We start from the raw sequence: 23,210 nt of genomic DNA on the forward strand, positions 1-23,210 counted from the left end.
CCTGTGCTTACCTGAAGGATGTGCTGACCCGCCTTCCGACGCAGAAGAACAACGCCATCGACGAGCTATTGCCCCACAACTGGAAGCCGGCTATACCTGACAAGGTGTGATGGGCGGACGCTTACAATACACCGGCCCCAGTTCCGCTGAGCTAGCCCAGGCATCCGGCCGAATATCCCTGGTACCTGGCAACGCCGGCTCAATATCTCCGTCAGCCAGCGAGAGGGTCCGGGAGGCGGGAGTGAGAGTTTCGGAAAAGGTACAAGTGATCGGTTCGGGCAGAACAAAGCGGTCAGTAGGCCGGTTCAAGGCTTTAGTGGGTATCGTTAGGCGATCAAGGTGATGGGCCAGTAAGCGCTTGGCGGCATTGTGCAACGCGGTCTCCTGACAAGCCCGCATTTGACTGTCCGATCCGCTCTTGTGTGCGAAATGGTGGGCCCTGATCTTACCCTTGCGCGCAACCAGTATTGCGCCGCACTGCGCGCACTGGCAGTGACACGCCTCGCCACTGACAACCTCTGAAATGATCCGGACCTCACCGGTGGCCCGGTCCCGGGCAGATAACATGCCTCCGTGCGCCATGTCTTACTCGCTGTCGTCTCGGAACAAAGGGGCAGAAAGGGGTGGGCAGCGAAATCCCCCTGAAAAGCAACGAGCCAAGACATTCACGAAACGCTGAACTCGTCTTCGAGACCAACCCCCTGAAGCTCAACAAATTGGGAAGATCGCTGTTGATACACTTCTTCAGCTAACAGAGTCAGCTCATCGTGTTCTTGATCGTTGCTTTCCTCGAACCCGTGACCGATCGACACGCCACCCAATTCACTCATTAAGTAACGATTGTGAATCGCGGACTTTCCTGTCTCGCGGATATCTTTGAAGGTGATTCGTGAAAATTGTTTCACCAGATCCGGTTGCTCTTCGGTCAACCTGTCAGCCAAATATTTACATGACCGTGCCGTTTTTTTACTACCGTCAAAAAGAACATCAAACGTTTTGCCTGGTGCTGGAGAGGAGTCAAGACTCGCCGTAAGCAAGAGAATGAATGTTTTCCACATGCCGGCCTGGGTTCCAAAATAAGGGTCAATCAACGTAATTGAGCTCGATAACCTTACAAATTCCTTTAGGCTTTGGGAAAGTTCTTCAGCAGTCCTTCTGACCGAAATCTGTGTCACGGAGGGTTCAAGGCCCTGCTCGAAATCTTCAATACAAACTACCTGTGAATCCAATGGTATCGGTGGTTTCCGATCCTTCAAAAAATGAATACCACAGAAAAAATTTTGCTCAGCATTTTTCAGGTTTTCATGAAAGGTAATGCTCCCATCGAAAACGAGTGATCTCTCAACCCGCCGCTCGCTTAACAATCGGAGCAGCTCCTCTAGCCTCATCTGCGCATGCTCTGACGCATCAGCTGATTGTTTGCTCAGCACCTGTTTGCGAAAGTTCTTCATCTTTGGAAAGTTCCCCGCTACCCGCGGCGACGGCATTGAAAACTCTCTTAATAAATCCTTGTAATCTCTTCTTGTTTCAGAAACTTTTAATAGGAATTCTGGTTCGATCAGGTGTTCCACTAGCATTAGAGAAGCTCCTCCCGCCTCTCAGAAAAAAAGCCCTGCGGCCAGCGAGATGTAAACTCACCATCCTCATCAATTTGGATCCGACGAACAGAGACACCGTCCTCGCCCGGCTCCAGATAAACGATCGAAATATCCTCAGGCCTGACCGGTGGAATATCCTCCGGCAGTCGGTTCTCTGTTGTTTCCCGAATTCGCCGAAGCAGGCGGAGAACCAAGTGTTCGCTGTGAGTCTCTATAAGAAAACTATTCTTTTCAGTAGCGTGCAAAAGCATGTCACCAATTGCTACCTGGATTCGTGGATGGACGTGAAGCTCAGGCTGTTCACATGAAACAAAACCGCTCTTTGTAATAAATGACGCGACAACTAAAGGAAATAGTTGCGAAACGCCAACACCTATGTCTGAGGGAGCAACTTCAATCTCGTTTAGAGTATCCCACAAGGTTAAAGATGCGGTCTGCGAAGAGGTTTCGCCAAAGTCGGGATCCGTCTTTTTTATCACATAACCAGTTTCGCGAAATTTTTCCAACAAAACACCCATCTTCGTCTTTGTCGGTTCATCTAGATCCTTGCCAATCTTCTCAGCTAACTCTCGCTCCAACGAACCATCATAGAACCTGCTCGTCAGCTCATGTAACTGTTCGAGAGCACCGACCTTCCTGGGCGCTACAAACTTTGCTTTTTCCTCGCTCATTTTGTAAACCAACTGATATCCCAAGTTCAATTTGTCCGCATCAGATATCCAGTGGTTTATTAGAGAATCTCTTTCAGGATCCTTGGCGGCGAGAACATCCCAACAGGCCTTACCTGAATACCAGTCGCCCTGAGCCGGATATGCATTAGAATGGTATGTAGCATCTCTTATGTGTCGTAAAGGGCCAATACACAGACTCTCATTAAGCAATTCGAGCAGATTGTCGAGTGGGGCAACGAAGATATCGCTCAGAATCTCTTCGACTACTCGAGTCTCCATGTCTTCACTCAACGACAGGCTGGTCACCAACGTGCGACCAAGCGTAGGAAGTGCACCCGCAAAGCCTTTGATACCAAGGGCCTTAAAGGAACCATACATGACGCTACTTTCTGCGATATCTGCATTAGATTCGACTGACTCTGATATCAGAGGCTGTATTTGCGTGAGCTCATGGAGTTCACTTTGAAGCGCTTCATCCGAATATGCGAGATCTTTTAAATCGGGACCCTCTTCATCTTTTGAATCAAGAATATACTCTACCAGGGAGGGGTGGACGGCTTGGCCTTGCTCAATCTGTTCGGAAACCCACTCAGTGAGCTCGTCATACTTCAATAAACTATGTTGGTAATTTATCCCAGTGATCATAGGCTGCTTGAGTCCCGAGTCACTGGTAATTTCCGCCAATTCTTCTCCATCGAACGCTACTGTGTAACGCGATACATAGGCTCGCTCTTGATCAGGAGACCAACTTACCTCCAGCCCCACGGACATCTTATTGGCTCTGGCCGCAAGGCCAATCAATTCGCCAATGGGCCCGATTTCAATAGCAACGAGGTCACCAACTTCCACATACGAGGATCCAAGCTTCTCCCCTAGCTCGAACTCAACCCCAATTCGGAGTGTCTCATCCAACCGCTTGCCGTGGACAAGATGTCGAAAACCACCAACAAATCGCCCTCCCATCGCTTCAATCCGCTGAGGGTCACACTGGCCTTTCGCCAGGATCTGCTGAACATAGAATAGCGCCATCAACACCGTGCTTTTGCCAACCGAGTTGGGGCCAAACAACAGAGTTAAAGGCGCAAATTCAATCGTCTGCTCTTTCCGAAATGAGCGGAAATTAGCGAGTGTTAGTTGGGTGATTCGCATGTGAAATTATGCTTCCTTCGCAAAAATGACCGCCCCTTCCCCAGGAACGGGCCGAAAAACTTTAAACGTCTCAGGCGGATTCATCCTGCTGAAGTGTAGCAATCGAATCCAGGGCCAGTAGCGAACCTAGGGAAAACTTTGCAGCGCACTCCATATTGATCATCCCGAGCGACCACCCTCTACCTGACTGTCACTCCAAATACCCACTATCCCATCAGACTGGGATTGCTGATGGTGTTCAATAAACGAGTCTGGATTTGTCGCTGGAGGAAGGAGATCCTCGCGAGCGTCATAGACTTCTTGCGTCAATACATCGACCTGCGCATACCAGGCTTCCAGATAACTTTGGATGGCGCGTGGCTGACTTTGAAGTTTCAATGTACCCTCAATCGGGACCCTTACAATTCGAATTTCCAATTGTCCCTGTAAGCGATCAAGGCTGACGCCCTCCGTATAGAGCCACCGCTTGTAGTACCTTTCCCAGGCTGGCTCGTCGACATCGATGCAAACTTCGATAGGCATTACGCCGCTCTGCAACTTTGCAATGAGCGCAAACAGCTCGGTCTTGGTAGTCAGGTACCGTCCGCGCCCCCAGAACAGGTGATTACGCGCGAGATCCAAGCGCCAGCCAACGATGCAAGGTTCAGTCATGAAGGTCCGGTCGCACCATGGCTGAATTTAAAAGAATCTAATTCTCCCTGATCTGCTTCAACCCAGCTCACTGCGGTCACTATGCCCCAATTCCCCTTGTCATTGGGCCGGCGCCACTTCGCCGCTGGCATTTTGCGTAAGTAATCCAGCGCTGCCTCGAAATTCTGGAAAGACACTTCCCCACCTTTTTCGCCAACCGTGTATTTCCCGCCTCGCTGGCAGGTGTCGCGGCTGAACAAAGAACCGTCTTTTGCCATCGGCAATTTAAGACGGCTATCTGCATCATTCCCGCTCTGGCCGGTCCGAGTGACAGGATCTTCCTCTGAATCGCCATGCCGGGGAGCTCGCGCCTGAATTGGGCTTCCCTCTAACGGCCAGTCCATTTCGGTGAGCTGCTCCGCAATTCCCTGCTGAGTCTGCTCGTCCAACTGCACCCAGATCACAGCGCCATTTTTGTGCTTGTAAGGAACAGCTGAGGGCAGAGCCGTTGCATTTTCAAGTACCCAAGCGTAGTGCCACTTGTAGTCAGATGCTCCGTAGATCTCGGACGGAATTTGATGACTATCTTCGTTCGCAGCCATTTCCTTATTGCCGAACGGGCCCTTTACGTCGACCAATTCAGCTACACCGACCACCTGACCAGAACCTTTCTCGATCAGGGCAATAGGTCCCCGCCTGTTGCTCTTCGCTGAACGCATCTCCCATCGCTTTCCTTTCTCCAGAATTCGAGTCAGCCATGGCTCGCTTACAACTAAACCAACCTCACAACAGCCAATGGATGGCATTTACTGTCCCCTCCTTTGCCCTAGAGTTGGCTGCTAAAAGCTTTCTGAGATGCTGAAGCGAAGAGCTCTTCCGTGAGATCGCTTGATGAAGAATATTTTTCAGAAATGGCTCTTGCCTTCCTATACATGTCAACAAACTTGCGTTGTTTCTCTATGGGCGGGAATATTGCTGACGTCTCCTCAAATTTTTTCTTTGATATATTGAGCATTGATCCACTCGTCCCGGTCGCTTGGGACCTCAATCGGTCTCTCATCCGCTGGTGCCACAACAAATAATTAAGGAATTCGGGAAGCAACTGCTCGTTCGTCTGAATTTTCCAAAGCTTATCCGGCAGGAAAAGGTTGTCGTAATCCCTATCAACGATCGCCGTCGCGGCTACCAGATCACGCGTGTTTGCGCGACTGAAAAGCAGGTCGCCTGCTCTTGGTTTCAAGAGTTTTTTCCCAGCCGGCACCGTCAATTCGTCCACCACTTTATTCTCGCTGGGGATGAACTTCCCAGTCGTCACGGAGCTAATCTTTAATACGCCGATCTGCCCCTCACCGGCAGGACGATTGTCGCCCTTTGCGCTCCACCCAGATTCGATTCGGGCGATTCCGGTCGACAGCGGCGCCTCACCCCAACCCTTCGGATTGCTAACCGGATCTCCAAACATCTCCATAAACACACTCCGCAAAAACTGATCCGCCAACTCAAGGGCCTGCTGGCGCTTGCGGCGGAGGGCGTCCGCTTTGTCGAGGATGGTGGCGATACGTTTTTGTTCTATAAGAGTTGGAAGTTCGATTTCCAATTCCCGCACGATAGACGAATTCAAATTCTTAACTACCGCCCCAGCAGCACGACTCGCTAGCTGATTTTTTATTTTAGGGGAGCCAAGATAATAGTAGAAAAAATCTGTGTGGATTTTGTCGGTCTTTGGGCTAAGCACCAGCCATCCGTCATGAATACAGCCCTCAGTTTTCAGTATGTAAGGCCGCCCAAAACTCATCGAATTGGTTAACAAAAAATCGCCAGGATAGACCTGCCTGGACTTTCTCGTGCCCTCAGGACGTATCTTTTTTGCCGTTCGCTCTATGTACTTCGAGCCACTGACTGCATCACCTATCATAATCCAGTTGACGCCTGACGGATCATCGGTAATAAAGCTTTCGATTGGCCTTGGTGATCCCCCACGCGCAACATCGAAAACATCGCCGAGCTTAAGTTTCGCTCCGCTCATAACAGCGCCTCTAGGTTTTCTAGATCTTGCGTAATTTCCGTTTCAATCTCCCTCAATCGATGAAGAATTTCCTTCGGGGAGTCAAAAGATTCCAATTCGTAGATTTGTTCTTTATATCTACTGATCGAAAGATCGAATTTGTTTTTCTTAATTTCTTCTTTGCTTACCCAGAATGACTTTGACGTGCGGTCATTCTGATCGGTGTCAGCAGCTGATTTATCGCGCTTTCTGAACTGTTCAACCAAGTCGGGCAAGTCATTTTCTCGAATTTCTTGCCGGCGGTCATCCAAGGTGCGACCGTCCGCCTCTACTTCATAAAACCATACGTGGTCAGTCGTACCACCTTTCGTAAAGAACAGAATGGCTGTCGAAACACCCGCGTAGGGTTTAAACACACCACTCGGTAGACTTATCACGGCTTCAAGCTGGTTATCCTCGACTAGGTGCTTTCTCAACTCCTGATGGGCACGCGAAGAACCGAAAAGCACACCATCCGGCACAATCGTGGCGCTCCGCCCCCCAACCTTGAGCATTTTCATGATCAGCGCAACGAATAGCAGCTCGGTTTTCTTGGTTTTCACTGTGCGAAGCAAAACCGGGTCGACATCTTCCTCATCCAGAGCGCCTTTGAACGGTGGATTGGCGAGAATCAGATCGAAGCCCTCCTTCGCGGCCTTGGGGAAACGCTCCGAGAAACGCTGGCTCAAGGTGTCCTGGTAATGAATATCCGGCTGGCTAATGCCATGCATCACCAAGTTCATGGCCGCGATGCGCAGCATGGTGGAATCAAAATCGAAGCCGTGGAACATGTCGGTGTCCACATGATGGCGGTGCTCTTGCAGAAGATCACCGGAATAGATCTTCTGCTCAACCTCCTCGCCTTTTTCGTTGGTAACCTTTTCCGTAGTGATGGTCTCTGGTGAGCTGTATTTCTCCAGGAGGTACTCATAGGTTGTCGCAAGGAAACCACCCGTACCACAGGCCGGATCAGCGATGCGGTATGTAGCTTCCGGATCAAGCATTTCCACAATCGCACGAATGATATGGCGTGGCGTTCGGAACTGGCCGCTGATCCCTGCCGTGGTCAGCTTTGAAAGCAGGTACTCATAGAGATCCCCTTTCATGTCCGATTCTTGCAGCGGGAGCTCACTGAGCATGTTGACGGCTTTCACCAGAAGTGTTGGCTTCTGAATCATCAGCTGTGCGTCTTTCATGAATTCGGCGAATAGCGATCCCTCGCCTGCCACGTCCTTAAAGTGCGGGAAAACTTCATCTTTCACCACTTTGTACATCTGCTCTGCGGGCAGGTGGCGGAAGCTCTCCCAGCGCGCCGATTGCTGATGCGGGGCGAAGCGGTGTTTGAAGGGCTGTCCGCTGCGCTGCTCCTTCTTTTCATCGCGACGCTCGTTCATATCCAGCAGACGGGCATACATCAGGAACGTGATCTGTTCGATCACTGTCAACGGGTTGGTAATGCCCCCGGTCCAGAATTCTTCCCAGAGCTTGTCGATTTTGCTTTTCAGCTCGCCCGTAATCATTTGTTTACTTCTCCGTTTTCAATTTGTTCCCAGGATCGAATTGCCCGCTCATCAATGGCGTAAAGTCCGGTGCGGCCTCCCCGGGTGGGTGGTTTCTCTGTGCGGGCACGAACCCGGTAACCTTGTCGAGTCACTTTTCGGATCATCTCGTCTTCGTCCATGACAGGGGTACTATCACTTTTGGTATTGCCACCTTTTGCAACACGGAAGGCCAGCTGACCTGTATCCCGGTCTTTTACTCTAGACGGATAGAGAATGTCGCCAGAGACATGAAACAGGCGCAGCTTGCGGCAAAGTATATCCGTCATATAGATGCCATTCCTTTTAATCAATCTTGTTATGGACGAGCCCGTTGCTCGGAGGAAGGCTTACGTTGTCCAAGCTCCACACCGAATTGTTTGACCAGATCGACCAGCGCGTCAGCCTGTTTGTCTTCCGTGAAAATGCCGTCCAGCCCTTCATGGTGGACGCCGGTAAACGGCTGTTCATACAACTGTTTAACGTTGATGGTGCCGAAGCGACACAGGTGATTCTTCAGCAGCGCGATAAAACGTTGCTGGCGACTATTCAGGTGAATGTGGTTGTCTTGGACAAATTCGGTAAAAGCGCCTTCAACCGCTTTGCTATCCATGCCAATCAGCGTGCGAAGCAACTGGTCAAGGCTTGCTCCTGAATTCGGAAAAAACTCTTTGAGGGTTTCCAGGTCAAGACTTGGATTCTGAACATGCACCAGCGCATTAAGCTCTTCCAGCTCCTGTTCTGACACTGGCTCACCCTTGCGAATTTTGATCAGAACGGCATTGGTGTCGAACCAGGGCTGGAGCGTTTCCTCTACCTGTTTCCGATAGATCTGATAGTCAACTGTCTCGATCCGGGTGGGGCGATCCTGAATTTGATACCCCTCGCTATCTTCCTTGAGATCGATCACTGTTGCCGGGCTGGCAGGTGGCGTCGCCTCTTTGTCTCTTAAATGAATAATCCTACGGAGAGCCTGACGCTGTTCTTCCAGTTTCTCGAACGACGGCTTTTGCCAGAATTCTTTAGCTTGAATGGCTTTTATGTGTTCGGCCTTGTCCCGAACCGGATTCAGGTGCATGGACAGGCTGCGCACTTTCTCAAGCGCTGCTTCTTTGGCGACATCCAGCTGCGATGGGTTCGTTAGCAGGATCCGCTGCAACTCTGTCAGCTGCTGATCCCACCGCAAGGCATCACTCTGCCCCTGCACATTACGCCACTGCATCAATGGCGCCATTGCGCCACGCAGAAGATCACGGGTTTGCGGCGCAAACTGCTCCAAAACCTTTGCGTCGCTCAACTGGGCCTTGAGCTTCCAGCTATCCCTGACTGCAATACAACGGTCATCAAGAGCGTCGATATCTTCCTTTATGAGCCGAACGATATCGCGGAACAGTTCGATCTCCGCGCGCTTAAGGGCTACCTCAGCCAAATCCAACCGGGTCTCAAACAGCTTTTCGCAAAGGGATTTACTTGGGCGCCCTTCTTCCTCGGGTGGGTCCATCTCGAAGTAATCGAAATTACCCCAATGATCAAAGATCAGAAAGTGGGTTTTATCATGCCCGGGGCCATACAGATTCGGACACAGTCGGGTGCCCCGCCCGACCATCTGCCAGAATTTGACCTTGGATTTGATCGGCTTGGCGAAAACCAAGTTGACCACTTCCGGCACATCGATACCGGTATCAAGCATGTCGACCGATATCGCAATCGTAATTTCATTTTTGGATTTACCGTCCGCCCGCTTGAAGTCTTCTATCAGCTCCTCTGCACGCTCGAATTTCGAGTGAATGACCCTGCAGAAATTGCCACCAAGCTGCGGATACATTTCACCGAAAAGCTCTGCCAAAAGTTCTGCGTGCTGGATGCTTCGAGCAAAAACGATGCTTTTCCCGGGCAGTTGGCCATCGGCATCTCGGACCCCCCGCTCCATCAGGTTGCGGAGCACCTCGCGATTCGTATCCTTGTTGAATATGGCTTTGTCGATATCCGGCTGACTGAAATCCAATTCATTAGGGTCGTAACCCTGGTCTTCCAGCTCAGCAATTTGTTCGTCAGTCAGAGACCGTCCCTGAATGCCCTCACGCAAAAATCGCGTGGTGTGTGAAACCACTTTAAACGGCACCAGATTGCGATCTTCAACGGCCTGCTCTAATGGGTAGTTCGCTGTGGGGGTTTTGTAATCGCAATCAAATAAGTTGCAGGTAGAGCGACTGACCATTTCAACCGGCGTCGCTGTCAGGCCAACCTGCCGGGCATCGAAATACTTGAACAGATCCCCGTAGACATTATAGATCGAGCGATGGGACTCATCGGCGATAATGAGATCGAAGTAACCCACGTCAAACTGTTCGAAGATGCGCATCATGCCGGGGTAAGTAGAGATATAAATCCGAGCGTCGTGCCGGCCTTCTTTGCTGCTGCGCCCAACAACGTAAAGGGGCTCACGAATGAACTCTCCGAACGCATTTTTCGCCTGTTTGCGAAGTTCTTTCCGGTCACACAAGAACAGAACTCGCTTGGCCCATCCCGCATCCAGCATCCGTTTTGTTAATGCAATGGAGACACGAGTTTTACCGGTCCCGGTAGCCTGGACAACGAGGGCTTTGCGGAAGCCGTTGCTAAAACGCTCACTGACACGAGTAATCGCTTCTATCTGGTACATCCGGCCAGCTATGTCCGTGGCGATGGGCGTTGAATTGAGATCCTGACGCGTTACCCGCTGAGCGACCAAATACTGGAGGCTGTCTTTGCTGTAGTAGCCATAAAGTTTGCGGGGCACTGTGTCCAGCACATCGTCCCAAATCCAGATGTCGTAACCGTTGGTGTAAAAGATAACTGGTCTTTGAGCGTGCTTTTCTTCCAGTGCATCGGCGTACAGCTTTGCCTGATGGCGGCCCTTCTCTGGGTTTTCGCGTGCACGCTTGGCCTCGACTACGGCAAGCGGCTTGCCATTATCATCCCAAAGAACGTAGTCACAATAGCCGGTACCGCTGCGGGTCGGTTGCCCATCGACTTCGTGCTCCAGAGTTACCTGGTCGGTGTCAGCGCCATCAAGGTCAATCTTCCAGCCTGCCAGTTGGAGCTCGCTGTCGATAAGACGACGTCGAGTTTGCGCCTCGTTCAACTCCAGGGTACTGGTTGCCTTTTCACTGCCATTGAAGAAAGATCGTGCCTTAGCCTGATCAACCGCCACTTTGAGCTGGGCAGCTTTCCTCAGCGCTTCTTGTTCAGACTCTTGCGCCGCCTCAAGTTCCTTTAAGGCACTCTCGAGCTGCGCCTCCTGTGAGGCGAGCTTTTCCTGAAGGGCTTTATTCTTTTTCTTGAATTCGGACTTCGCACTGCTTCCTTGCGGAGAAGGCGGTTGGAATTCAGGCACATCCTCGCGGCCACCTCCCGCTTGAGCGATAAACAGCCAGGCCCCGAGATGGTAAGCTTCCTCAACGAGCCAAACAGCCGTATCTGGGGAGGACTGACCTTCGTGTGCAGCCGAATTCCCATGCTTTCGCACAGCATGCAATTTATCGAGAATCACCTGGGGGACCATCGCAGTGAAACTGGCATTTCTGAGACGGTCCATGAGATTGGCAGTCGGCTCTATGGGCAGTTGGAGTTCACGATAAATCGAGCCCACCATTTTCTCTACATAGCAGCGCAGTTTTACAAGCGAACTCTGAGGATCCGAATAGGCATAGGTCTCGGCATAACCTCCAAGGTCTGCGAGTTCTGGCCATTGTTTTCTCAGGTGCTCAAAGTTCATAGACTTCATACAAGTTGCCTTCCATGTCGAGACTTAAATCAGGAACCGTGCCAAGTCCTAATAGAATCAATAACCGGTGTCGCTGATTCCGAGCTGATTGATCCAGTTGCTCAACGTTTGATGATTCGAAATCCCCAATAAACGGGCCGCTTTTACCTTCTGCCCAGCTGTCAACTTCAGAGCCTCTTGAATATAGTAGGCCTTTGTTTCATCGACGATTTTATTTATATCAACCCCTTGGGAAACGTCCAGTCGCTGACCAGAGTGAGAGACTGCTGCCCCCCTCTTTATCATTGCTTTCTCAATATGGTGATGCTCCAAGAGAACGCCGTCGGTCCACACAGAAGCTCTGACAAGGGTGTTCCAAAGCTCGCGAATGTTGCCCGGCCAAGGCTGGCTACAGATAAATTTAATTGCACTTTTGGAAATTTTTTTACTTGTATATCCTGGCTGCGTCCTCGCCTCCTGATTGAGCTGTTCTATAAGCCTCTCCACAAGATCAGGAATGTCCTCTTGGCGATTTCTCAACGGCGGTAGACTAAGAAGGCCAACAGCTAATCTGTAAAACAGATCTTCACGAAAATCACCTGCCTCTACCATAGCCAACAAATCACGGTGAGTTGCCGCAATAATTCGGACGTCTGTCTTGTGAGCACGGTTTGCACCGACCGGCATGACCTCTTTCTCCTGCAAAACTCGCAGAAGTTTCGCCTGTGCATCTAAAGGCAGCTCGCCGACCTCGTCTAAAAAGAGTGTACCGCCATGCGCCTGGTCAAATACGCCTTTTCGACTGCTTACAGCTCCGGTGAAAGCCCCTTTGACATGCCCGAACAAATGCGAATCCACCAATCCTTCAGGAATTGCACCACAGTTTACCGGCACAAACGGCTCACTCGCTCTCACCGAAGCCTGATGGATAGCGCTGGCAACTACCTCCTTACCTGTTCCGGAATCGCCTTGTATTACTACCGGTATATCTCTGAGGGCAATCCGTTTTGCCAGAGCGATAGTCTCACTCATAGTCGCTGAGTGAGTCTGGATATGGTCAAAATGAACGTCCACGTCAGGTGCATTGCTTGCGATCTGACCAAGCAGTCCATCCTGGTGCTGCAGATACTCGAGGGATATATCGAAAGGCAACTCGATGCTAGACAGCCCGGATTGCCACGAGGTCTGAACCAGTTCGGTCCCGTAAACACCCTTGCCGAGCAGCAACCATGTCGCAATCATCGCCGGCGTGCCCGAGGTTAGGTTCAGTGTTACCCGAACATCCTTAGCTGCCAGGCGATCAAGCTCTTCTCGGGCTACCTGGTAAATTCCACTGTAGTCGATAGGACTCTCAAGGGCGGCCTCGCGGAACGAGATCTTGAGGGGGCGTTTGATGCCTGCCATTTTCTTGGATAGCCAGCCCTCAAAATGTTCAAGTCGATCGAGCCAGTTATTTGCAAGAACTCTCACCTCATCAAACGGCCATTCGGCAGATGCCAGGATTGCAGCAATTGGACCTTCAGCTCCCCTCTCTTCCGCCAGTACATCCTGTTGACCCAACCATGTGAGCAAAATCCGTTTTTTGGGCATTGGTAAATTCCTCTACATCGACGCAAACAAACTTACCAGTTAAAGGCCGAGGGTGCGACAGAGTATGTTCTCAACTCTTACCAGCAGAACACGTGTCTATCTGGCCTAATTTCACGTAATGCACGCAAAAAACACGCAGTCACGTCGACAGCTCCCTTTTATTCCTTTGTAAGCTACCTGTGAACCCAGTTGGAGTAGAGACATGACAACACGCCCCCCTACAGACCGCATGATTGACTGCGCCAAGGAAAACGCAAAAGCTCTGGGCATCGAACTGCCACAGAAAGCCATCGAGGAATATATCTTTTGTAAGTGGTTCAACCTTCGCTGTTGGGCTTTGTTGCCGCCCCTCTATCGATACGTTTGTGACGAGGTAGAGCTTTGCGAACACCTCGGCATAACCGTAAACCTCTCGGAATTCAAAAGCCGACTGGACTTTGAAAGCTGGTTTGCCCCGATTTTGGCTAAATACGAAGCCTCAGTCCTAAGAATAGATGAGCAGCTTCAATCCCGGGAAGGCGCCATAGAATCTCCAAAGAAACCAAAGCTTCGCCCTCCCTCAATCAGCGGTACCAACTCGGCTTTGCAAAAAATTCGAAAGCTCTTCAAACGTTGACACCAACACCGAAATTTAGGATCGCTCACGAGGAAATAACGGGGCTCAACGGTCGACGGATCTTCAGCTTTAAGACATCTCCGTCGACGGCAAATTGAAAACTCAGGCCAAATAGATCACGAGCTTTCAAATACATCGTTCTACTGGTTTTCAATGAGCAGTTTACGATCACGATGGATTGGAAGGTTGGATGCAGGTCAGACGTGCTAAATCGCTTCGCAGCCAACATTAGCTTCTGCGCTTCGACCAATATCGGAAAGAAAGGGAAATGAGTGAGAAATGATGCCTAAGCAACTTGTCTTTGGCACCATTTCTCACTCATTGCGAAGCCTGTTGCCGGCTCTTTACGTGGCGAACCAATAAAAACGAAACAGTTGGGAAGCAGAACTTTACCCGCCGGCTTCGCCTTCACACAGAAGAATAGATTAACTGCATCCTCCGGATGCCTTTAGCTGAGTTAGGAATTCACCAAATGCCACTCTCGCCAGGCCAGCTCTCGTTGATTATCGATAAACTCTGCCAAATCCTGCAAGCTGATCAACCAGGTCGATTTCTGAGAACCTCCTCGCCACGCTGGAATTGGAAGAGCGTGGCGCCCTGCTTTTACTGCTGCTTTTGCTGGAGACAAGCCAAAATATTTCTGACAGACATCCGCCAACGGGACTTCTGATTCAGAATATTCCGCTAACAGCGCAAAATATGTTGATACCTGGTTCATAACACCTCCATAAAACACCCTGATTCTCAGCATATCGGAGACAGTGAACCTCGTGGGTCGTTAAACGGTGTTTTTTGCGCGCATGAGGACTCTCACCGATAGAGTGCAGATCACTCTTCACTTACTGGGCGCCAACTCCAACCCCTATATTTGTCGTGAGGCTCCTGCCGACTGATATGGGTATAGCGCTGGAGCATCGACCAGCTTTGGTGTCCTGATACAGATGCTACCCGTGGAATATCCCAGCCACACTCAAACAACCAACTGATGCACTCATGACGCAGGTCGTGGAAACGCAAATCTTTGATCCCTAGGAACTGGCAGTATGCATGGAAACGGGCGCCGATCGATTTTGAGTTATAAGGAAAAATTCGTTGGTGGCACCGCGGCTGCCGCTGAATGATCGACCAGGCCTCATCGGTGAGATAAACCACTCGGTTGTTCCCAGCAGTACCCATTGGGTTTTTCATGTTGGGGACGACGACACTCCGATTGCGCGAATCCAGGCTCGCCCACTCGATTCGGCAAATCTCGTCCTGTCGGCGGGTGGAAAAGAGGGCGAACAATATAATGTCGGCCATTGGAATAGCTCTTTTTCCCGAGGGTATGGAAGCGTATTCCAAAAGCTGGTCAAGTTCTGCCAAGTTCGGTCGACGATCCCTTTTTCTCGATTTCCCTACCAGTCGCTCTCGACGACATGTTTCGGCCGCATCATTTAGCGGTTCCAACGCTGCGGGTATGCCCCAGGCCGACCGGGCTGTTTTGAATACCGATCGGAGCCAAATCAAGTCGTTGTTAATTGTCTGGGGTTGAACCCTCTTTCCGAATGCATCGGGCTGTCCGCGGTCTACCACGTGTGCAACAACTTCTTGAGCGGTCAATTCGATCGCATCCTTCTCAGCCAGGTCGAACGACTTTAAATACTCCAAATGATGCCGTTTGCTTCTCCCAAAGCTATGACCAAACTCGTCCAAATAACGATCAATCAAGTCCTCAATGGTCACGCCCCTGTGTTGTATACGAAGCAAAGCACCAGGTTCCTGGAGTTCCAGCTCCCGCCGGCTACTCCAGTCTCGCGCCAGGGCCTTACGATCAAATGTACGGCTTTCCTGATATACGACGCTTCCATTGCGTTTGACCCGCACATCAGCACGATATGCCCTACTACCATCGGCACGTCTTCGTGTTGTTATGGATGCCATGCGCTATGTTTCTCCTCAGTATCGATCCCGGATCAAGATCATCTTTCAATCCAGAATATCCTCGAAAAATCGGCTTTCGTGACGGTAAACGTACTTTTTTGGCTACATCAGGGCTCGGATATCGCTTATCAGCCAGAGTCAGCCGAACAAACCATCGCAAGCACTTTCCTGATAGAATTCGCCCTGAAAGCGGTGGAACGTCTTGAGACACCGAAGCCTTTTAGGAAGGTTTTAACCGGAATTAATTACTGGCACAGATCGCGATGCTACAAGCCACTTGCTGTAGCACTCCTGTAGCACCGAGATCAGAAAAACGGTCAAAATCGAGCAATTAATGAGCAAAATAGTGCCCTCAGATAACAGCCAAATCATCAGCGGAGCCCCTGTAAAATCAGGGTTTGAGCCCTCCCGCCGCTTCTGCGTGGCCCCGATGATGGACTGGACGACCACCCACTACCGCTACCTGGCTCGTCAGCTGAGCCGGTACACCCTGCTATATACCGAAATGGTCACTACCGGGGCTTTGATCCATGGTGACACCGCCAGGTTTCTGCGGCATAGCGAGGCGGAATACCCGCTGGCACTGCAACTGGGGGGCAGTAATCCACAGGAACTGGCCCAGTGCGCCGGGCTGGCCGAGCAATACGGTTTTAGTGAAGTAAACCTGAACGTGGGCTGCCCCAGCGACCGGGTGCAGAACAACATGATCGGTGCCTGCCTGATGGCACATCCGGACAGGGTCGCCGAGGGCGTGCGGGCGATGATCAATGCCACCGGGCTTCCGGTAACGGTGAAACACCGGATAGGGATTGATGGCCGCGAATCCTGGGAAGATCTGTGTGAGTTTATTGAAAAAGTCTCGGAGGCGGGGTGTCGCACCTTTATCGTTCATGCCCGCATTGCCATTCTGGAAGGACTGAGCCCCAAGGAAAACCGTGACATACCCCCGCTCAAGTATGACTGGGTATACCGGCTCAAGGCCCGCTATCCTCACCTCGAAATCATCATCAACGGCGGCATCAAGTCGTTCGAGGAGTGCCATCAGCACCTTGAACGCACCGATGGCGTGATGCTCGGCCGCGAGGCCTACCACAACCCGTGGCTTCTGGCGGGCGTGGACACCGAGTTTTTCGGGCAACCAGGGCCGGCACAATCCCGCCACGCGGTCCTGCGCTCGGTATTACCATTCATTCAGGATGAGCTCGACCGCGGCGTCTACCTCACCCATATGTCGCGTCACCTCATGGGCCTGTTCCATGGCCAACCCGGTGGCCGGCAGTTCCGCCGCTACATCAGCGAGAACGCCCACAAACCGGGTTCCGGCATTGAAGTTATCGAGCAGGCCATGGCCAGGGTTCCAGAGCCCGAAGACTCGATGACAGTGCTGACCTGACCGCCCTGATACCTTTTACTGTCTTGTTCCTGTCAGGGCAGCCCGTTATTGTAGGCGTATAACCTTCAGCGCCCGCGATACGGGCGATCAATAACAAACCTATCAGGACGACAGGACGAATGAGCAGCAAGCTTGAACAACTCAAAGCCATGACCACCGTGGTAGCGGATACCGGTGACCTGGACGCCATTGTCCAGTGGAAACCGCAGGATGCTACCACCAACCCGTCACTTCTCCTCAAGGCCGCAGCCTCCGATGCCTACCGCCCCATGCTGGACGAAGCCGTGACTGCGGCCCGCAAACAGGGGGGGTCGGATGCTGAGCAGCTGACTTATGCCACCGATATGTTGGCCGTACTGGCGGGAAAGCAGATTCTGGGCCGTATTCCGGGCGTGGTTTCAACGGAAGTGGATGCCCGGCTTTCCTTCGACACTGGCGCCACCCTCACCCGGGCCCGCCGTCTGGTCGAGCTTTATGACCATCTCGGCATGGACACCAGCCGGGTACTGATCAAGATCGCTTCCACCTGGGAAGGAATTCGGGCCGCCGAGCAACTGGAGAAGGAAGGCATTCACTGTAACCTCACCTTGCTGTTCTCCTTCATCCAGGCCGCCGCCTGCGCGGACGCCGGTGCTTTCCTGATTTCTCCGTTTGTGGGCCGTATTCTGGATTGGCATCTGGCTGCCACCGGCCGTGATGCCTTCCCCGCTGAAGAAGACCCGGGTGTGCAATCGGTAAGCCGCATTTACAATTACTACAAGGCCAACGGCTACAACACCGTCGTCATGGGCGCCAGCTTCCGCAACACCGGTGAGATCGAGATGCTGGCCGGGTGTGATCGTCTCACCATCAGCCCCGCACTGTTGCAGGAACTGGACAACGACTCCGGTACCCTGCCGCGGCGGTTGTCGGCGGAAGGCGCGACGAGTGCCGACAAGCCCGGCAACATCGATGAGCGCCTGTTCCGCTGGGAATCCAACGAAGACGCAATGGCCACCGAAAAGCTGGCGGACGGTATCCGCCGCTTTACCAACGACCAGATTGAGCTGGAAAACCGCGTCCGCCGGCTGTCCCAGGCCGCCTGACGCTTGTAGCAGTAACCGGGAGGAGTGTCGCAAACCATGATTGAGCGCCTGAAAAAACTGTTTGGCTCGCCTGAAGACGAACCGACGCAGCCAGACAATCACCAGCTTGCCGTTGCCGCCACCGCGCTGATGGTTCAGTTGTCCAGAGTGGACAATGAGCAGGACGACGAAGAGCTGAAAACGATTGTTGATTGCGCGGTCCGGGCCCACCAGGTAACCCGGGAGGAAGCGGAAGACATTCTCCAGGACGCGCTCAGTCATGCCGACGACGCCACTTCCCTGTACGAATTCACCGGTATGATCAATGAACAGCTGGGCCAGGAAGAGAAACAGGTCCTGCTTGAAAGTATCTGGCGGGTAGCCTTTGCCGATGGCCGTATCGATAAATACGAGGAACACCTGATTCGCCGCATGGCAGACCTGCTGCACCTGAACCACAGGGAATTCGTGCAGGCCCGCCACCGCGCCGAGGACGCTGACTGAATCTTAAGGAGCAAGTATGTTAGCCATTCTCCACCCGGATACCGCACTGGATAGCGAAGCCTATCGCCAGACCATGCACTTTCTCGAGAACCTGCCCGGGGTCTCAGTCAGGGTTCACGAGGTTCAGGGCGCCAAACAGCGTCTTACCGAGGTTTACCTTCTGGGCGAAACCAAGTCCCTGGACAAGGATGAAATCGAAGCCCTGCCGGCCGTCGAGCGAGCCATCCGCATCTCGGACGATTACCGGATACTGGGGCGCCACAAGGACGACCGTCGCCAGAGTGGCTTTACCTACAATGGCGTGACGTTTGATCAGGCCAACCTGAACATCTTTGCCGGGCTGTGCGCCGTCGACGTTCCAGAGCATGTAGAACAGATGATGCAGGCGCTGGAGGATACCGGCCAGGTGTGTACCCGCATGGGCGCCTACAAGCCACGGACCAACCCCTACTCGTTCCAGGGGCATGGCAAAGGGTGCCTGCCGTGGGTTTTCGAGAAGGCCGGGAAACACGGCATCAAGGTGGTTGCCATGGAAATCACCCATGAAAGCCATATAGAGGAAATCGACCACTGTCTGGAACAGCTTGGCCGCCCGACGGGCGTGATGCTTCAGGTGGGCACCCGCAACACCCAGAACTTCGAGCTTCTCAAGGCCATTGGTCGCCAGCCCACCTATCCGGTGCTGCTGAAGCGCGGCTTCGGCATCACCCTGAACGAATCACTGAACGCGGCGGAATATCTGGCCAGTGAAGGCAACGCCAACGTGATTTTCTGTCTGCGCGGCATGAAAACCGAGGCCGGCCAGCCCCACCGCAATATGGTCGACTTCGCCCATGTGCCTGCGGTGAAACGCCTTACCCGCATGCCAGTGTGCGTGGACCCGTCCCACTCCGTGGGAAGCCGTGAGCGGGCACCGGACGGTATTCTGGACGTCATGCATGCGACAGCCCAGGGGGTGATTGCCGGCGCCAACATGGTGCTGGTGGACTTCCACCCGAAGCCCGAAAAAGCCCTGGTGGATGGCCCTCAGGCCTTGCTGATGGAAGAATTACCAGCCTATCTGGAAGATATCCAGCTGTGTCATGACACCTGGAAGCAACGCCAGCAAATCTACAACCGCTTGAAGGAATCCGCTAAAGAATGATCGTTTATGGGCACAGGGGCGCGAAGGGAGAAGCCCCGGAAAACACCCTCGCCGGCTTTACCCATGCCTATCGTCATGGTGTGCGTCACTTTGAACTCGACCTGGTACTTTCCAAAGATGGCAAGCCTGTGATCGTTCATGACCTTACGGTGGACCGCACCACCGGCCACAAAGGCAGTGTCGGCAGCTTTACCGCTCAGGAACTTGCGGGTATGGATGCACGACGAAATGGCAAACCTTGGCCGCGGGCCGTGGGCATTCCCTCGCTGGAAACTTTGCTCAACGACTATCCCGATTTCGAGCATCTGCAACTGGAAGTGAAAAAAGACAACCGTCAGCGCCTTAATATTCTCTGCAATCGCCTGATCGAGGTGATTCAGCGTCGCGACCTGTATAACCGCGTTGTCATCACCTCTTCAGATCCATGGTTCCTTCAGCAAGCGCGCCGCAGGGACACAAAAGTGCGAATCGGACTGGTTACCGACCGGAAATTCCCGAAACCTGTGAACGCAGCCGCCCGGCTGCACTGTGACTTTCTGTGCATCGGCTGGCGAATCTGTACGGAAGGCATCGTAACCGATGCCCACAGAAGGGGAATGCACGTCTCCACGTGGACCGTTAACCGCATCCACGACATGCTTCAGCTTGAGGCAAAAGGGGTCGACAGCATCATCACCGATTATCCCACCAGCACACGTATGTACTTCGATAACCGGTCCAGAACAGCCCTGCATTTACCCGGAGGGCAAAACAGGGCCGACAACACCAGGTCAGAAAATCCGGTTCAGGCCGTTTAGGGCAGCTACCCGATAGGCCTCTGCCATGGTCGGGTAGTTGAACGTGGTGTTGATGAAATAGTTCAGGGAATTGGCTTCCCCTTCCTGGTTCATGATGGCCTGGCCGATGTGAACAATCTCCGCGGCCTGGTCGCCAAAGCAGTGAATGCCCAGCAGTTGGCGGGATTCGCGGTGAAACAGCAGCTTCAGCATTCCGACCGGATCGCCGGTGATCTGGGCCCGTGCCAGGTCCTTGAAGAACGCTTGCCCCACTTCATATGGAACCTTGGCCTCCGTCAGCTCACGTTCGGTTTTTCCGACAGAACTGATTTCAGGGAGGGTATAGATGCCGGTAGGCACATCGGTCACCAGGCGGAAGTAATCATCCTTGACGATGTCAGAGGACGCCGAACGGCCCTGGTCATAGGCGGCGCTTGCAAGGCTCGGCCAGCCGATAACGTCGCCAGCCGCATAAATATGCTCCACCTCCGTCCGGTAATGGTCATCCACAGCCAGCTGACCTCTGCCGTTGGGAGTAAGGCCAATGTTCTCCAGCCCCAGCCTCTCGGTATTGCCGCTGCGGCCATTACACCAGAGGAAGGCATCCGCACGGATTTTCTTGCCGGATTTCAGCGACAGCACAACCCCGTGATCGTCGCCATCAACTGACTCATACTCCTCGTTGTGCCTGACAAGTACACCATTGTTACGCAGGTGGTAGCTCAGGGCATCCGAAATTTCGTCATCGAGGAACGTGAGCAGGCGGCTGCCGGGGTTGATCAGGTCCACCTTCACGCCAAGTCCGGCAAAAATCGAAGCGTACTCTGAGCCGATCACACCGGCACCATAAATGATGAGCGTGCGGGGGGTGTGAGACAGGTTCAGAATCGTGTCCGAGTTGTAGATCCGGTGATGACGGAAGTCCACATCGGGCGGGAGATAAGGACGCGACCCGGTAGCAATAATAGCCTGTTTAAAGTGGAGAATTTCGTGGGATTTGTTACCACGGATTTCCAGCCGGTGAGGGTCGAGAAAGCTGGCCCTGCCGTTGATCAGGTCCACCCGGTTGCGGGCGTAAAACTGGGTTCTCAGCTTGACCTGTTTACCGATAACTTTCTGGGCATTCTGCAGAACGCGCGGGAAGGAGAACCACCGTGGCTCGCCGATGTCGCGGAACATCTGATTGGTATTGAAGGTGATGATCTGCTTGACCGAATGACGCAATGCTTTGGAAGGGATTGTGCCCCAATGGGTACAGTTACCGCCAACGGTGGGTTTGTCCTCGATGATCGCGACACGTTTACCATGTTTCGTCGCATTCATCGCCGCACCTTCCCCGGAGGGACCCGCGCCGATAACGACGACGTCGTAATGATGTTCTGCCATTCTGCAGTGACTCCTTATCTACGTCGTGAGGAAGCCTCTGAAAAGACCCTGCAGGTGCGCACAGGCCAGGCAGGCGCTTTTCAGAGGCTCCCGGATTTTTTATAGTGTTCTGATTACGCCGGATCAGCGGTTGTTTTTATCGGAGGCATCGTAGGTTAATGCTTCCGCTGATTTACCGTCGTTGGCAAGGCGTTCATTTTCTTCTTCGCATTTCTGGGTGTTACCGCCACAGATATCGCAGGACTTGCTGATACCCAGTGCCCCAATGCCCCCACATGTACCACTGATGGGCTTGCGACCGAATATAACGCCCACCGACATGCCGGCAACCAGCAGTACAACAATTGTCAGAACCAGTAGAAAAGTACCCATAGGAGGTCTCTCCGTCAGTTTGCCAGGAACGAGGAGAACGCTGGCGTGTAATCCGTTTCAAACCCGTTCTCGCCCCGCACAATAAAGTAAGCGGCAATGTTTTCACGTGTGGCAAGCTCTTTCGCCTGCTCAAAACCCATGACGTTGAATGCAGTCGCCAGGGCGTCTGCTGTCATGCAATCGTCTGTTATAACCGTAACCGACGCGAGCTTGTGACGGATCGGTTTGCCACTCTTGGGGTCTATTGTATGTGAAAACCTCTGTCCTTCCGATTCGTAATAGTTACGATAGTCTCCAGAGGTTGCCATTGCCTGATCGTCCAGGGCAACCACCCTGTTGATTTGCCGCTGTTGTGACACCGGCTCCTCAATAGCCAGGCGCCAGGCTTCGCCGCCGGGCTTGCGCCCCGCAACGCGGACTTCCCCCCCAATTTCCACGAGGAACGCGGAAATCCCTTCGGACTCGAGGAAACGCGCAACCGCGTCGACCCCGTACCCCTTTGCTATCGCAGACAGATCAATGTACTGATTGGGGCTGGCCTTGAGCGCAGGCGGTTCGTCTTTCAGCTCCAGCTTGTCGTAGCCGATGGCTTCGAGTCTGGAAAAAAGTTCATCATCGGTGGGCACCCGCTCTGGCCGGGCATCGGGCCCGAACCCCCAGAGGTTGACCACGGGGCCGACCGTTACGTCGAAAGCACCCCCAGTCAGTTCAGACACTTCCATAGCCGTTGCCAGTACCTCGTGGAGCGGCCCCGATATCCCGGTCCAGCTGCTCTGGTCGTCCAGGCGGTTGAACCGCGACAGTTCCGAATCTTCTCGCCAGGTGGACATGGAGGCATCAATCTCTTCGAGCACCACTTCGATACCCTCTGCCAGATTTTCAAGCCGATCCGGGTCCTCCTGCAATACCACATTGATATGATACTGGGTGCCAAACACAGGCCCGGCGATCTCCCAGACTTTTTCCTCTTCTTCAAACGAACAACCCGCCAGCGCGGCAAAGGCCAGCACCAAAACGGCGCTGGCCAGAACCACCCTGACGGGTCGTAGCATACTGAATGTCATGTGAGC

The 23,210-nt window shown here is 52.9% G+C and carries 22 protein-coding genes; 7 read left to right on the forward strand and 15 right to left on the reverse strand.

Annotated features, from left to right (window positions below):
- Nucleotides 1-110: transposase domain-containing protein (locus FO268_RS00005; protein ID WP_150987750.1), on the forward strand; the 110-nt coding region annotated here is incomplete at its 5' end.
- On the opposite strand, the gene FO268_RS23300 is transcribed toward FO268_RS00005, so the two are convergent.
- The 10 genes from FO268_RS23300 to FO268_RS00055 all read right to left on the reverse strand — a co-directional run bounded on the left by FO268_RS23300 (nucleotide 91) and on the right by FO268_RS00055 (nucleotide 12,965).
- Nucleotides 91-582: a competence protein CoiA family protein gene (locus FO268_RS23300; protein WP_150987753.1), complete on the reverse strand. Its 492-nt coding sequence runs from the start codon at nucleotides 580-582 to the stop codon at nucleotides 91-93. The genes FO268_RS00005 and FO268_RS23300 overlap by 20 nt on opposite strands.
- Before the next feature lie 83 nt (nucleotides 583-665).
- Nucleotides 666-1,577 carry a hypothetical protein gene (locus FO268_RS00015; protein ID WP_150987757.1) on the reverse strand — a complete coding sequence of 304 codons (912 nt, stop codon included), beginning with the start codon at nucleotides 1,575-1,577 and terminating at the stop codon, nucleotides 666-668.
- The gene (locus FO268_RS00020; RefSeq protein WP_150987760.1) at nucleotides 1,577-3,418 is read right to left on the reverse strand and encodes a DUF3696 domain-containing protein; all 1,842 of its coding nucleotides are present in this window, start codon (nucleotides 3,416-3,418) and stop codon (nucleotides 1,577-1,579) included. Before FO268_RS00020 ends, FO268_RS00015 begins: the two co-directional genes overlap by 1 nt.
- Nucleotides 3,419-3,577: 159 nt before the next feature.
- Nucleotides 3,578-4,069 carry a hypothetical protein gene (locus FO268_RS00025; RefSeq protein WP_150987763.1) on the reverse strand — a complete coding sequence of 164 codons (492 nt, stop codon included), beginning with the start codon at nucleotides 4,067-4,069 and terminating at the stop codon, nucleotides 3,578-3,580.
- The gene (locus FO268_RS22920; RefSeq protein WP_202336507.1) at nucleotides 4,066-4,854 is read right to left on the reverse strand and encodes an ASCH domain-containing protein; all 789 of its coding nucleotides are present in this window, start codon (nucleotides 4,852-4,854) and stop codon (nucleotides 4,066-4,068) included. The genes FO268_RS00025 and FO268_RS22920 overlap by 4 nt, the downstream gene beginning before the upstream one ends.
- A gap of 20 nt (nucleotides 4,855-4,874) precedes the next feature.
- Nucleotides 4,875-6,074, reverse strand: coding sequence for a restriction endonuclease subunit S (locus tag FO268_RS00035; protein WP_150987766.1), 1,200 nt, complete (start codon nucleotides 6,072-6,074; stop codon nucleotides 4,875-4,877).
- Nucleotides 6,071-7,612 carry a type I restriction-modification system subunit M gene (locus tag FO268_RS00040; protein WP_150987769.1) on the reverse strand — a complete coding sequence of 514 codons (1,542 nt, stop codon included), beginning with the start codon at nucleotides 7,610-7,612 and terminating at the stop codon, nucleotides 6,071-6,073. The genes FO268_RS00035 and FO268_RS00040 overlap by 4 nt, the downstream gene beginning before the upstream one ends.
- Nucleotides 7,609-7,920 (reverse strand): hypothetical protein, encoded by a 312-nt coding sequence (locus tag FO268_RS00045; RefSeq protein WP_150987772.1) that lies wholly within the window; start codon nucleotides 7,918-7,920, stop codon nucleotides 7,609-7,611. Before FO268_RS00045 ends, FO268_RS00040 begins: the two co-directional genes overlap by 4 nt.
- A gap of 29 nt (nucleotides 7,921-7,949) precedes the next feature.
- Nucleotides 7,950-11,396, reverse strand: a complete 3,447-nt coding sequence (locus FO268_RS00050) for a DEAD/DEAH box helicase family protein (RefSeq protein WP_150987775.1) — start codon at nucleotides 11,394-11,396, stop codon at nucleotides 7,950-7,952.
- A gap of 57 nt (nucleotides 11,397-11,453) precedes the next feature.
- Nucleotides 11,454-12,965: a sigma-54 interaction domain-containing protein gene (locus FO268_RS00055; protein WP_150987778.1), complete on the reverse strand. Its 1,512-nt coding sequence runs from the start codon at nucleotides 12,963-12,965 to the stop codon at nucleotides 11,454-11,456.
- A 202-nt stretch (nucleotides 12,966-13,167) separates the two neighbouring features.
- Between FO268_RS00055 and FO268_RS00060 the strand changes: the two genes are divergently transcribed.
- Nucleotides 13,168-13,581 carry a hypothetical protein gene (locus tag FO268_RS00060; RefSeq protein ID WP_150987781.1) on the forward strand — a complete coding sequence of 138 codons (414 nt, stop codon included), beginning with the start codon at nucleotides 13,168-13,170 and terminating at the stop codon, nucleotides 13,579-13,581.
- 457 nt (nucleotides 13,582-14,038) lie between these two features.
- Here the strand turns inward: FO268_RS00060 and FO268_RS00065 are convergent, their stop codons facing one another.
- On the reverse strand, nucleotides 14,039-14,299 hold the full coding sequence (locus FO268_RS00065; protein ID WP_150987784.1) for a pyocin activator PrtN family protein: 261 nt from the start codon (nucleotides 14,297-14,299) through the stop codon (nucleotides 14,039-14,041).
- A gap of 110 nt (nucleotides 14,300-14,409) precedes the next feature.
- Nucleotides 14,410-15,501 (reverse strand): tyrosine-type recombinase/integrase, encoded by a 1,092-nt coding sequence (locus FO268_RS00070; protein WP_150987787.1) that lies wholly within the window; start codon nucleotides 15,499-15,501, stop codon nucleotides 14,410-14,412.
- 334 nt (nucleotides 15,502-15,835) lie between these two features.
- On the opposite strand from FO268_RS00070, the gene dusA reads away from it, so the two are divergent.
- The 5 genes from dusA (at nucleotide 15,836) to FO268_RS00095 (ending at nucleotide 20,403) form a co-directional block, all read left to right on the forward strand.
- Entirely contained in the window at nucleotides 15,836-16,894 is a 1,059-nt protein-coding gene (gene dusA / locus FO268_RS00075; protein WP_225316470.1) for a tRNA dihydrouridine(20/20a) synthase DusA, read from the forward strand.
- 119 nt (nucleotides 16,895-17,013) lie between these two features.
- Nucleotides 17,014-17,979 (forward strand): transaldolase, encoded by a 966-nt coding sequence (tal, locus tag FO268_RS00080; protein WP_150987790.1) that lies wholly within the window; start codon nucleotides 17,014-17,016, stop codon nucleotides 17,977-17,979.
- A 36-nt stretch (nucleotides 17,980-18,015) separates the two neighbouring features.
- On the forward strand, nucleotides 18,016-18,462 hold the full coding sequence (locus FO268_RS00085; RefSeq protein ID WP_150987793.1) for a tellurite resistance TerB family protein: 447 nt from the start codon (nucleotides 18,016-18,018) through the stop codon (nucleotides 18,460-18,462).
- 16 nt (nucleotides 18,463-18,478) lie between these two features.
- Nucleotides 18,479-19,606, forward strand: coding sequence for a 3-deoxy-7-phosphoheptulonate synthase (locus FO268_RS00090; RefSeq protein ID WP_150987795.1), 1,128 nt, complete (start codon nucleotides 18,479-18,481; stop codon nucleotides 19,604-19,606).
- Nucleotides 19,603-20,403 carry a glycerophosphodiester phosphodiesterase gene (locus FO268_RS00095; RefSeq protein WP_150987798.1) on the forward strand — a complete coding sequence of 267 codons (801 nt, stop codon included), beginning with the start codon at nucleotides 19,603-19,605 and terminating at the stop codon, nucleotides 20,401-20,403. The genes FO268_RS00090 and FO268_RS00095 overlap by 4 nt, the downstream gene beginning before the upstream one ends.
- Here the strand turns inward: FO268_RS00095 and sthA are convergent.
- From sthA to FO268_RS00110, 3 genes are all read right to left on the reverse strand, one after another.
- Nucleotides 20,377-21,768: a Si-specific NAD(P)(+) transhydrogenase gene (sthA, locus tag FO268_RS00100; protein ID WP_150987802.1), complete on the reverse strand. Its 1,392-nt coding sequence runs from the start codon at nucleotides 21,766-21,768 to the stop codon at nucleotides 20,377-20,379. The genes FO268_RS00095 and sthA overlap by 27 nt on opposite strands.
- 123 nt (nucleotides 21,769-21,891) lie before the next feature.
- Entirely contained in the window at nucleotides 21,892-22,140 is a 249-nt protein-coding gene (gene nqrM / locus FO268_RS00105) for a (Na+)-NQR maturation NqrM (RefSeq protein ID WP_150987805.1), read from the reverse strand.
- 14 nt (nucleotides 22,141-22,154) lie between these two features.
- The gene (locus tag FO268_RS00110) at nucleotides 22,155-23,204 is read right to left on the reverse strand and encodes an FAD:protein FMN transferase (RefSeq protein WP_150987808.1); all 1,050 of its coding nucleotides are present in this window, start codon (nucleotides 23,202-23,204) and stop codon (nucleotides 22,155-22,157) included.
- Between the last annotated feature and the right edge of the window lie 6 nt (nucleotides 23,205-23,210).

The organism is Marinobacter denitrificans (assembly GCF_008795955.1).
Lineage (GTDB): Bacteria > Pseudomonadota > Gammaproteobacteria > Pseudomonadales > Oleiphilaceae > Marinobacter > Marinobacter denitrificans.